Raw genomic sequence first — 11,822 nt, 5'->3', positions numbered from 1 at the left:
TTAAAGATTTAGTCTTTTATTTTAATTTGACAATTTTCCAAACTTTCAATTATCGCCAAAGATTCCACATGAATGCCTTGTGCTCTCAAATAATCTCCTCCGTGCTGGAAAGATTTTTCTATCAGGAAGCCCATTCCCACTAATTCAGCTCCTGCTTTCTGTACCAGATCGATAATCCCCTTTGCGGCATTGCCATTGGCTAAGAAGTCATCAATGAACAACACCTTATCTCCCGGACATAAATAATCCTTACTTACACACACATCATACGTGCGATCTTTCGTAAACGAATAGACAGTGGTTGTCAGCATGTTCTCCATTGTGCTCGGTTTTTTCTTCTTGGCAAAAACAACCGGAAGTTCCAACAGATAACCAACCATAATTGCAGGAGCAATGCCGCTGGCCTCAATGGTCAGAACCTTGTTAATCTTCGTACTGGCGAATCTCCGTACAAACTCTACTGCCATTGACTTCATCAGAATAGGGTCCATCTGATGATTAATAAAATTATCTACTTTAAGGATGCCTCCCTCAAAGCATTTTCCATCACGAATGATGCGGTCTTTAAGTGCTTTCATTGTTATATAAATGAACAAAATTGACTGTTAGTTTATTTGAAGGTGTAAAGTTATATGTTTTTTCTGAGATTTATTACAATTCTATTTCAAGAGATAAAAGCAGGCATAAAAAATCCGGAGAAACTCATTTATAGCTTCTCCGGAAACAATCATCAGTAGTAAACTTACGCAGGAGTTTCTTCAATAGCTATTTCTGGAAGTTTTTCAGAAATCCAATCACTTACCTCACAACCTTCCAAACTTAATTCAGCCTTCGTTAATTTCAGAATAAACTGATAATATTTACCTGCTGCAAACTGATTTCCTAGTTTTTGGGTAGATGCAGTATAAGATATTCCATCTCGCTGATAAGAAATAGAGAATTCAGAATCCTCTACCAAATCCTGTGGATTACACAATAAGAACAAAGTATAACCGGTATCCTCAACCACAGTAACCGGCTCCTCAAAATTCAATGTCAAAGCATCTACCTCAGGTAATTCCAAATAAGAAATACCATCCTCTGCTTCCGATTCTGCAAAATGATAGGTACTATTACCAAATAAGTTATCTCCTTTAAAGGATGCCTGACTAATCAATACATTTTCTTCTGGTAAATCTTTCTTTATCGTAATAGAAATAAGGCTATACGCATGTCTGAAAGACGATTCCCCTGTGAAAGAAACTTTTCCATTATCCGTTTCCTGATAGCTAACCTCACAACGGGCAGTCAGAAAATCAAATTCTCCAATGCCTGCAAGCGTTCCTTTCTGTAAACTCAAATCAGGCATCGGAATATCTCCACGAACCGTAGCCTCAGACGAATAAGGGTAATAAGCGCAGTATGAAAATTTACTTACTTTATCTTTCCACGATAAGGGAAATTCAGGAGTCCATTGGCTACCGCTCAACGTCCACTTCACAGGTTCATCTTCTTCTGGCATGAAAAAGCCTAATTCATCTCCTTCTGAAAAAGTCGTAACTCCCGACTCATCCGTGGAAACCCTAGAACTACCAGAAGAAGCATACACAGAAGCTTCCAAGCTCAAGTTCAATTCATCACTCACGTTCTGCAAATTCTCTTTTTGCTGGCAAGAAGCCAACAGGGACAAAATCAAAGACGCCCCTAATAAAATTCTTTTTTTCATAATTACATGTTTAAAAAATGTAACATCATTCAATAAGTAAAATGAAAGAACTTGAAATCGTTTCCCATTTTAAGGCATCTTTTTTTAAAAAAAATCTCCGAAGCCGTATTTTTTCTTATTTTCGCGAAAAAAAATAATTTCAACACAAGGCTTTATGAAAAAGTTATCTATCACTATTATGTTCTTCTTGATGGTTTTTTGCCGGATAGATGCACAGCAAGCCAAGTACGTATTCTATTTCATCGGAGACGGAATGGGAGTCAATCAAGTACAAGGCACAGAATTATATCTTGGTGAACTTGAAGGAAAAATCGGTATAACTCCCCTACAGTTTACACAATTCCCCTACACAACCGTAGCCACCACTTTCTCTGCCACTAACGGAGTAACAGATTCTGCTGCTGCAGGTACGGCGCTTGCAACAGGAAACAAAACAAAAAATGGAGCTATCGGAGTTTTAAAAGATTTACAGACCCCCGTTTACAGTGTAGCAACATGGGCTAAACAACATGGATGCCGGGTAGGAGTAGCTACCAGCGTCAGCATAGACCATGCAACTCCTGCTGCTTTCTATGCACATGCTTCAGGAAGAGGAAGTTATTACGAGATAGGAAAAGACTTATATGAAACAGGGTTTGATTTCTATGCCGGTTCAGACTTTCTACAACCACAGGACAAAAATAATCCTCAAGCAACGAATCTTTACTCACTGGCTGATCAATACGGATACATCATTGCCAGAGGATATAAAGATTATCTCAAGAAAAGTAAAAAAGCAGACAAGATGATTCTGTTCCAGTCGGAAGCCGCTTCTAAGGCGGACCGTTCTTCCATCCCATACGCTATTGACCGGGGAAAAAGTGACCTTACTTTGCAAGAAATAACCCGTTCGGCAATTAATTTCCTCTCTAAAGATTTATCAAAAGGGTTCTTCCTGATGGTAGAAGGTGGAAAAATCGACTGGGCATGCCATAGCAACGATGCCGCTACGACCTTTCATGAAGTAATCGACTTTGACAATGCCATTAAGGTCGCTTACGAATTCTACTCACAACATCCGGATGAAACCTTAATTGTAGTTACTGCCGACCATGAAACCGGAGGTTTTGTTTTAGGAAAAGGTCCGTATGAACTGAACCTGCAGGTACTCAAGAACCAAAAGGTCAGTGAAAGTGGATTCACCAAAGTCATCAACCAGCTTCGCTCTAAAACGAATAATCAGGTATCCTGGGAAGCTGTACAACAGGCTTTAAAAGACAATTTCGGATTTTGGGATAAAATCCAGTTAAACGAAAAACAGGAAGCTCGCTTGAAAAACGTGTACGAGCAGACTATGAAAAACCAACAAGTAAAAATGGAAAAGAGCGAATATGCACAAGACGAACCTATTGCAGCAGAAGCTAAACGAATTATCAATGAAATAGCTTTAACTGGCTGGACAAGTGGAGGACACTCTGCAGGGTATGTACCGGTCTTTGCCATTGGAGCTGGAGCAGAGAAATTCCAAAACCGGATTGACAATACCGAGATTCCAGTAAAAATAGCTGAAGCAGCAGGTTATTCACGCAAATAAATCATTCAAAAGATAAATAAGGAGACAAGCGTTGAAGGTCTTTTTCGGTAAACTCTTCAAAGAGAAAAAGCCGGGAAAGACCTTTTATATTGCCCCTTTTCCGGCGATATTCCAAAATAGCTTTGGCCTTATAAAAATCCATATAAGGATGATTACGTAATTTATCCAACCCGTCTTTATTTACTCTTATTTTCCTAAAAGGAGCACTTTGTATAGTAAACCATTTATTCAGGCTAGCATCTACATGCGGAATTTCCTGCAACTGCTCCAAACATACAAAACCTCCAAGACGATTACGATAGGCTACAATCATTTTAGCTATAGCGCTTCCCACACCAGGTATACGTTTCAATTGAGTGGTATCCGCTTCATTTAAGGACACAAGGGTTCCTTCCGGATATTTTTCTATTCGTTGTATTTTAACCTGTTCGTAAACAGAATCTTGTTTATTCTCCTCTCTTGGCGGTATCTGAATATAGGGTTTCAGTAATAAATATTGTTCCTCCTTCAATCCATAAATGCGAGCAAAAGCTTCCGGAGTACGAAAAATGCCTCCTTTTTCCCGATACCGAAGAATATTACGAACTACAAAGGAAGGTAATCCCAGTTTTTTCAATTGTACGGAATCGGCTGTATTCGGATTAAAATCAAACAAAACAACCTCCTGCCCTTTCCTGACACCTGATGCCGTATAGTTACGCTTAGCATAGGAAACCTCACGTTGCTTCACAGAAGCCAGAAAAGAATCTATCTCAGCAGAGTCTTCCTGACGTACATATTCTGGCTTATAGACTTTATGGCATATCAACCAAGAAATGCCTAAGATTACCAGCATGCCTAACAGAAGCAGAATTACTCTCCTCTCAGAACGGGAATAATAGAAAAAATCCTTCCACATTACCAGCTCAACAAGCCCAATTCATTGACAAATATAGCAAGGATACCAATAGGAGCAACAAATCGCAAAACTATCAGATACAGTGGATAATAAGGAGCTTTTAACATACCATAATTAGTCACTTCTCCTCTTACGATTTTCTTGTCTAATACCCAACCGACAAACACGGCTGCAAACATACCGCATACCGGAAGCATAATTTTAGCAGTCAGATAATCCAATGCATCAAACATATTTAACCCACCAATCTTCAAACTACTCCATTCTCCTAAAGCTAATGAAGATACAATACCTATCAGCAGACATCCTCCTGTAACAATACAGGCAGCTCGTCCTCGTGTAAAATGAAACTTCTCATGCAGAAAGGCCGTAGAAACCTCATGCAAAGAGATTGTAGACGTCAAGGCAGCCAAAGCCAATAACACATAGAAAGCCACAGAACATATATAGGCCAGGAAAGGTACATTGGCAAAAGCCTGCTGGAACACATTAGGCAAAGTGATAAATATCAAAGAAGGACCTGCATCGGGCTGAATACCCACAGAAAAGGCTGCCGGAAAGATAATCAATCCAGCCAACACAGCCACACACGTATCAATCAACCCTACACTCATGGCCGTATGCCCCAAACGAGTCTCCTTTCCAAAATAAGAAGCATAAGTAGAAAGACATCCCATCCCCAGGCTCATAGAGAAGAAAGCTTGTCCCATTGCCCCTAAAAAAACATCTGGAGTAACCTTACTAAAATCTGGATGAAGTAAAAATTTGATTCCCTTTTCAGCCCCAGGCAGCATGATAGAGCAACCAGCTAGCAGAATAACCAAAATAAACAGCAATGGCATCATGATTTTAGAAGATTTCTCTATCCCGTCTTTTACACCTTTCACTATAACGAAATGAGTAACAAACATAAACACAAACAACCACAGAAGCGGTCGGAACGGTTGTTGAGAAAAGTCTTGAAACATAGAGACATACTCTCCAGAGGTTTTTCCTGACAATCCAAACGAAGCAGCTTGCCATACATACTCCAAGGTCCATCCGGCTACTACCGAATAATATCCCAATATCAAAAAGCCAGTTAATACTCCGGCATAGCCTACCCATTTCCAATGTGTACCCGGAGCCAACGTTTCATACGCTCCACCCGTACAGGCCTTTGCACGTCGGCCAATGGTAAATTCCGCAATCATTATAGGTAACCCGAATACAATAACACAGCCCAGATAAATTAATATAAATGCAGCTCCACCATGATTTCCTGTTTCATAAGGAAAACGCCATATGTTACCCAAACCTACCGCAGAACCTGCGGCCGCAAGAATTGCACCTAATTTACTTCCAAAGTTTGCTCTTTCACTCTTATGCTGCATAAATCATTTTATTATAATTACACTTTAAAACGGGGACAAAAGTACAAAAAATATCGTATTTTTGCATGAAAATTTAAAGTTTTACACAAAATGCAGATTTTAAGACATTACCCATTTTCTATTTTGACAATTCTTGCCATTTGGTATTTATCCTTTTTTACTCCTCCACATACTCAATTGGAAGAAATTAATAATTTCGACAAACTAGTACATGTATGCATGTATGGTGGTCTCAGTTCCATTATATGGATAGAACACCTAATCCGGCATAAACAAATCAAAAAAATACAACTAACAATTGGAGGTATTCTGTTGCCCATCCTGATGAGCGGAATCATTGAAATCTTACAATCACAGTGTACAGACAACCGTAGTGGAGACTGGATGGACTTTATAGCCAATTGCACAGGCATACTCCTGGCATCTTTGGCAGGTTACTACATTTATCGTCCATTTATCAGAAAAAGGTTACACAATTCACACTAATATCTTTCCCCACTCCATAAACACACTAAACGCCGGGTGCTCTCACAGCAACCGGCGTCTATGTAATAATAAATATATTATTTTTAAAGATAGAGAGTTATCATGATCATCTGAAATCCTTTAAGTCTTCTTGTAACCTTTGACGGGTAAAGTAGATACGACTTTTCACCGTACCCAAAGGGAGGTTAAGTTTGTCCGCAATTTCCCGGTATTTAAAACCTGACACATACATCGCAAAAGGTACACGATATTCTTTCGGCAATGCATTCACAATGCGGCGCATTTCCTTCAAATCGTAAGCCCCCTGCATGGAGTCATCCTCAATATCCACTCCCAGGTTCAAGAAGAACTGATTGTCGGTATTGTCAACGTATGTCTGATCACGCAAAGTCTTGCGATAATTATTGATGAATATATTACGCATGATGGTATAAATCCATCCTTTGAAGTTCGTTTCTGCTACATACTTTTCTTCATTATCCAAAGCCTTCAATGAAGTCTCCTGGAGAAGGTCATTCGCTTCCTCACGGTCTGCCGTTAATTTATAAGCGAAATGAAGTAGTTCTGTCTGCATGCTCAACAAGTTCTGAGCAAAATTTGCCGTTTTCATAAATCTTTTAGTCTTTCTTTTCTTTAATTGAAACAATGTCTGTCTTTATTTCGACACTGCAATATTAGTAGAAAAACAAAGAGAGCTCTTCACAAAATCTGGTATTCAAACGGGTAAAAACTGTCAATTGAGAGTTTTTACCCCTTGTTCTGACAGTTTTCAGGAGAAGTTTTACCCCATTCCCGATAAGGAAGTTTCATCAAGAACGAATTATAATACTTCACTTGTCCGGTCACTTCCTCCCCCAAAAAAGGAGGAATCTCAAAAGTTTCCTTCTCATCGGTTAATTCAACTTCCGCCACGACCAGTCCATTGTTTTCTCCGTAGAATTCATCCACCTCAAAAACGTGCGTCCCCCATCGTACCAGATAACGAGTTTTATCAATCATTCCCGGCTCGCACAACTTCATCAATTCTTCCGCCTCCTGCAAAGGAAGAGCATACTCCCATTCATAACGACTCATACCCGATACGTCCGAAGGTCCCTTTATGGTCAGATAACCTTCTTCATTCTGGATACGTACCCGCACCGTGCGTCCTCTTTCACTACAGATATAGCCTTGTCTGATACGCTTCCTTCCATAAGCCATAGCCTTATAAGAATCATCACGCACCAGAAACTTTCTTTCTATTTCTTGCGGCATATTCTATCCAAGCTATCAAGAAGCCAACGTGTAACCTACAATCATTAAAATAGCCAATAGAATCAAGACAATACAAATCATCTTGAACAATCTATTGGCTTTTTCTTCCTCACGTTTCTCAAAATTCTGTCTTTTTACACTCCTGTTGCGTCCCATAAGTTTTCAATTTTAGATTTACAACCCTAAAATTACAACATCTTTGCAAAAAGACAAATAAAAAAGAGCGATTTTACTCAAAGTTATCAGATTTCGCTATCTGAAAACTCCATCAAGTAAGCTTTAATGAAACCGTCAATTTTTCCATCCATTACCCCGTTGACATCCGATGTCTGGTAGTTGGTACGATGGTCTTTCACACGACGGTCATCGAATACATAGCTTCGTATCTGAGAACCCCATTCGATTTTTTTCTTTCCGGCCTCAACCTTAGCCTGCTCTTCCATACGGTGCTGCAACTCCTTATCATAAAGGATAGAGCGCAACTGACGCATGGCGTTTTCCTTATTCTTCGGCTGGTCACGGGTTTCCGTATTTTCAATCAAGATTTCTTCTTCTTCACCTATGTAAGGGTCTTTATACTGATAACGCAGACGTACGCCAGATTCTACTTTGTTTACGTTCTGTCCTCCGGCACCACCACTTCGGAATGTATCCCATGACAAACGAGCCGGTTCCACGGTCACTTCAATTGAATCATCTACCAAAGGAGTAACAAAGACAGATGCAAAAGAAGTCATTCGCTTACCCTGTGCATTGTAAGGAGATACACGAACCAGTCGGTGTACCCCGTTTTCGCCTTTCAGATAACCATAAGCGTAGGCCCCTTCAATATTCATCGTTACCGTCTTGATACCGGCCTCATCTCCTTCCTGAAGGTTAGCCACCGACAACTTGTATCCATTGCTTTCAGCCCAGCGCATGTACATACGCATCAGCATGGAAGCCCAATCCTGACTTTCTGTACCTCCTGCACCTGAATTGATTTTCAATACACAATCCATCTGGTCAGCTTCTGAGCGAAGCATATTCTTTAATTCCAACTCCTCTACTGCAGAGATAGCTTTTGAATAAGCCTCATCCACTTCTTCCTCAGTAACCAGTTCATCTTTATAAAAATCAAAAGACAACTGCAGTTCATCCGCCAATGTCTTCACTTCCTGATAACCGGTAATCCACTGCTGCAAAGCCTTTACTTTTTTCATCTGCGCTTCGGCAGCCTTCTGGTCATCCCAAAAACCGGGTGCCTGCGTACGAAGCTGTTCTTCTTCCACCTGTATTTTCTTTCCTTCAATGTCCAGATAACGGTACAAGGCTTCCGTACGTTCTTTCACGCCTTTCAGTTGCTCTATGGTAATCATAAAATACGATAAATTAGCCTGTTATTTTTTCTCGTTGCAAAGATATGAAAAAACAGGCACCCCTGAAAGAGTGCCTGTAGATAAAAGTCAGCTATTTAACCGACATTTTCTTCATACATTTTGTCGATAATATCCTTGTAGTTACGGGCCACCACCGCACGTTTCAGTTTCAGCGTGTTGGTCAGCTCGCCACGTTCCATACTGAACGGCTCCGGAAGAAGGGTAAAACGCTTAACCTGTTCATAATGCGCAAACTCCTGCTGAAGCGTATCGATTCGAAGACGGAACAACTCAATAATCTGAGGATTCTCCAGCAATTCCTTTCTACTACCAAAAGCAATATGATGTTCCTGCGCAAACTTCTCCACCTGACTGTATTCTGGCACAATCAGGGCCGATACAAATTTCCGCTGGTCTGCAATAATGGTCACCTGATCAATATAACGATCTACCACCAACTTGGTTTCAATGGCCTGCGGAGCAATGTACTTACCATTGGAAGTTTTAAACAAATCCTTGATTCGGTCCGTCAAGTACAAGAAACCATCTTTCATATATCCGGCATCTCCCGTACGGAACCAACCATCTTCTGTAAATGCCTGCTGGGTGATGGCTTCTTTCTTATAATATCCCTTCGTTATGATACCTCCACGAAGCTGTATCTCGTTATTTTCTCCAATACGTACCTCTACCCCGTCGAGCACACGGCCTACTGCTCCCAGACGGAAATCTCCAATCCATTCACAAGAGACAGTGGCCGTACTTTCCGTCAGCCCATAACCAGCTATCATATTAATACCTACCGAATGCACGAACTCTGCCACCTTCTCTGGAATAGCAGCTCCTGCCGTAGGAAAGAAATTCCCGTTCTCTATTCCTATCGTTTTCTTCAGCAGGCTATAAATCGTTTTCTCATAAAACTTATATTTCATGTGCAACAAGGAAGGGGGCGTCTTTCCGTTCATCAGATACGTAATGTTATGTTCACGCCCAACCCGAAGCGCATCCAGCATCAAACTCTTTTTCAAGCCCGTAGTCTCATTGATTTTTTCCTGTACGCCGGCATATACCTTTTCCCAAAAACGGGGAACGCTACACATAGCCGTAGGCCGTACTTCCTTGATTGTCTTCTGAATGTCCTGCGGACGCAGATTGATACACAGCATACATCCTTTATACAAGCAATAATACGACCATGCCCTTTCAAAGATATGCGTAAACGGCAAGAAATTCATGACGACATCATTTTCAGCCAGATTAGTCAAACGTGCGTTATGTCCTTTAAAAGCAACGTCGTAGTTAGAGTGATGCAACATCACTCCTTTCGAATCACCAGTCGTACCAGAAGTGTACAGAATATTCGCCAAATCATCTAAAGAAGACTCTGAAGTGCGTTTATCCACTTCTGACTGACAATCCTCTTCTTCACCCATCTGCAAGAAATCCGAGAAATAGATAGAATTATTGTCACCTTCAGCACGCTTTACTTCGGGATCAAATATAATAATCTTCTTCAACGAACGACATAAACCCTGCACCCGGTAAGCCACATCATACTGATACTGCTCTCCGACAAACAAGAAGCGAATTCCAGCATCCTCTACAATATAATGTACCTGAGCCTCTGAACTTGTGGCATACAAAGGCACAGTCACAATTCTATCTTTAAAAGCTCCAAAATCTACATACAGACACTCCGGTTTATTTTGAGAGAATACTCCTACATTTTCCTGTACTTCCACTCCTAATTTTACAAACGCACGGGCTGTTTTATCTACCAGTTCAGCAAACCCGTTCCATGTGACAGGAATCCATGTAGCAGTGGTGTAATCACGGTATTTTAAGGCAACTTTATCCCCATATTTTTCAGCTTGTTGTCGTACAAGCCGAGACAAACATGAATTAACCATCTATCTTACTTTATTTTATTGGTTTATTCTGCAAATATAGGATTTTATTTGCAATGTCCGGCCAATCTAAAGCATTTCTCCTAAAAAAGACTATCTTTGCAAAGAATCAAAAAACGGATTATTTATGATAGACACAGGTTACTACACATCTGAAGCACTGACTCTGTTACATTCCCTGATTGGAATCCCGTCCATCAGTCGGGAAGAAGAAGCCGCAGCAGACTTCCTGCAGAACTACATAGAAGAAACGGGAATTATGACCGGAAGATCCGGAAATAACATCTGGTGTATCAGCCCCATGTTCGACATCAATAAACCTACCATCCTGCTCAACTCACACATTGATACCGTGAAGCCGGTCAGCGGATGGAGGAAGCAACCGTTTACTCCAAAAAATGAAAACGGGAAATTATACGGTCTGGGCAGCAATGACGCCGGTGCCAGTCTGGTATCATTATTCCAGGTGTACCGTCACCTTAGCATGACAACCCAAAGCTACAACCTGATTTTCCTGGCTTCCTGCGAAGAAGAGGTATCCGGAAAAAACGGAATTGAAAGCGTCTTGCCCCAACTCCCTCCTATTGCATTAGGAGTAGTAGGTGAACCTACGGAAATGCAACCTGCCATTGCAGAAAAGGGACTTATGGTGCTCGACGTCACTGCACGTGGAAAATCCGGTCACGCCGCACGTAACGAAGGAGAAAATGCCATTTACAAACTACTTCCAGATATTGAATGGTTCCGTACATATAAGTTCCCGAAGGAATCACCCATCCTGGGACCTGTAAAAATGAGTGTCACTCAAATCAATGCAGGTACACAGCACAATGTAATTCCTGATTTGTGCAGTATCGTAGTAGATATCCGAAGCAACGAATGTTACTCTAACGAAGAGCTGTTCGCTGAAATCTGTAAACATATACAAAGCGAAGCCAAAGCACGCTCATTCCGCCTCAATTCTTCCAGCATTCCGTCTGATCATCCGTTTGTAAAACGTGCCATAGAACTGGGGAAAGTACCATTCGGCTCACCCACGTTATCCGATCAGGCATTAATGCCCTTCCCTTCTGTAAAAATGGGACCGGGAAAATCTTCCCGCTCGCACACCGCTGATGAATACATTCTCGTCAGTGAAATAGAGGAAGCGATTTCAACCTATGTGCAAATCTTGGACGGATTAAAAATCTGATAGAATCTTTATCTGCACTATAAAAAGAGAGGAAAATGATTGTCTGTTGAGTCTAGACAACCATTTTCCTCTTTTT

12 protein-coding genes are annotated in these 11,822 nt (G+C 40.9%); 3 read left to right on the top strand and 9 right to left on the bottom strand.

What is annotated here, in order from left to right:
* Window positions 1–8 precede the first annotated feature (8 nt).
* Together xpt and WKT20_RS08550 are read right to left on the bottom strand one after the other, a co-directional pair.
* The gene (xpt, locus tag WKT20_RS08555; RefSeq protein ID WP_007559976.1) at window positions 9–578 is read right to left on the bottom strand and encodes a xanthine phosphoribosyltransferase; all 570 of its coding nucleotides are present in this window, start codon (window positions 576–578) and stop codon (window positions 9–11) included.
* A gap of 164 nt (window positions 579–742) precedes the next feature.
* On the bottom strand, window positions 743–1,705 hold the full coding sequence (locus WKT20_RS08550) for a fimbrillin family protein (protein WP_007559974.1): 963 nt from the start codon (window positions 1,703–1,705) through the stop codon (window positions 743–745).
* Between the two features lie 154 nt (window positions 1,706–1,859).
* On the opposite strand from WKT20_RS08550, the gene WKT20_RS08545 reads away from it, so the two are divergent.
* Window positions 1,860–3,278 (top strand): alkaline phosphatase, encoded by a 1,419-nt coding sequence (locus WKT20_RS08545; RefSeq protein ID WP_117702666.1) that lies wholly within the window; start codon window positions 1,860–1,862, stop codon window positions 3,276–3,278.
* A gap of 1 nt (window position 3,279) precedes the next feature.
* On the opposite strand, the gene WKT20_RS08540 is transcribed toward WKT20_RS08545, so the two are convergent.
* Together WKT20_RS08540 and WKT20_RS08535 are read right to left on the bottom strand one after the other, a co-directional pair.
* The gene (locus WKT20_RS08540) at window positions 3,280–4,176 is read right to left on the bottom strand and encodes a helix-hairpin-helix domain-containing protein (RefSeq protein WP_340417218.1); all 897 of its coding nucleotides are present in this window, start codon (window positions 4,174–4,176) and stop codon (window positions 3,280–3,282) included.
* Complete coding sequence (locus tag WKT20_RS08535) at window positions 4,176–5,549, bottom strand: sodium-dependent transporter (protein WP_340417217.1); 1,374 nt, start codon at window positions 5,547–5,549, stop codon at window positions 4,176–4,178. The genes WKT20_RS08540 and WKT20_RS08535 overlap by 1 nt, the downstream gene beginning before the upstream one ends.
* A 90-nt stretch (window positions 5,550–5,639) precedes the next feature.
* On the opposite strand from WKT20_RS08535, the gene WKT20_RS08530 reads away from it, so the two are divergent.
* Complete coding sequence (locus tag WKT20_RS08530) at window positions 5,640–6,035, top strand: VanZ family protein (protein ID WP_118165322.1); 396 nt, start codon at window positions 5,640–5,642, stop codon at window positions 6,033–6,035.
* 106 nt (window positions 6,036–6,141) lie between these two features.
* On the opposite strand, the gene WKT20_RS08525 is transcribed toward WKT20_RS08530, so the two are convergent.
* The 5 genes from WKT20_RS08525 to WKT20_RS08505 all read right to left on the bottom strand — a co-directional run bounded on the left by WKT20_RS08525 (window position 6,142) and on the right by WKT20_RS08505 (window position 10,557).
* Window positions 6,142–6,645 carry an RNA polymerase sigma factor gene (locus WKT20_RS08525; RefSeq protein ID WP_007559964.1) on the bottom strand — a complete coding sequence of 168 codons (504 nt, stop codon included), beginning with the start codon at window positions 6,643–6,645 and terminating at the stop codon, window positions 6,142–6,144.
* Between the two features lie 137 nt (window positions 6,646–6,782).
* Complete coding sequence (locus WKT20_RS08520; protein WP_340417216.1) at window positions 6,783–7,289, bottom strand: CYTH domain-containing protein; 507 nt, start codon at window positions 7,287–7,289, stop codon at window positions 6,783–6,785.
* A gap of 15 nt (window positions 7,290–7,304) precedes the next feature.
* Window positions 7,305–7,445 carry a hypothetical protein gene (locus WKT20_RS08515; protein WP_007559960.1) on the bottom strand — a complete coding sequence of 47 codons (141 nt, stop codon included), beginning with the start codon at window positions 7,443–7,445 and terminating at the stop codon, window positions 7,305–7,307.
* 86 nt (window positions 7,446–7,531) lie between these two features.
* Complete coding sequence (gene prfB, locus WKT20_RS08510) at window positions 7,532–8,647, bottom strand: peptide chain release factor 2 (RefSeq protein ID WP_340417215.1); 1,116 nt, start codon at window positions 8,645–8,647, stop codon at window positions 7,532–7,534.
* 95 nt (window positions 8,648–8,742) lie between these two features.
* Window positions 8,743–10,557 (bottom strand): AMP-dependent synthetase/ligase, encoded by a 1,815-nt coding sequence (locus tag WKT20_RS08505; protein ID WP_118243097.1) that lies wholly within the window; start codon window positions 10,555–10,557, stop codon window positions 8,743–8,745.
* A gap of 124 nt (window positions 10,558–10,681) precedes the next feature.
* On the opposite strand from WKT20_RS08505, the gene WKT20_RS08500 reads away from it, so the two are divergent.
* Window positions 10,682–11,746, top strand: coding sequence for a M20 family metallo-hydrolase (locus WKT20_RS08500; RefSeq protein WP_007559954.1), 1,065 nt, complete (start codon window positions 10,682–10,684; stop codon window positions 11,744–11,746).
* The last annotated feature ends 76 nt before the right edge of the window (window positions 11,747–11,822 follow it).

The organism is Phocaeicola sp. ICN-14070, from assembly GCF_037892625.1.
GTDB lineage: Bacteria > Bacteroidota > Bacteroidia > Bacteroidales > Bacteroidaceae > Phocaeicola > Phocaeicola plebeius.
This window is presented reverse-complemented; position numbering and strand designations above follow the sequence as displayed.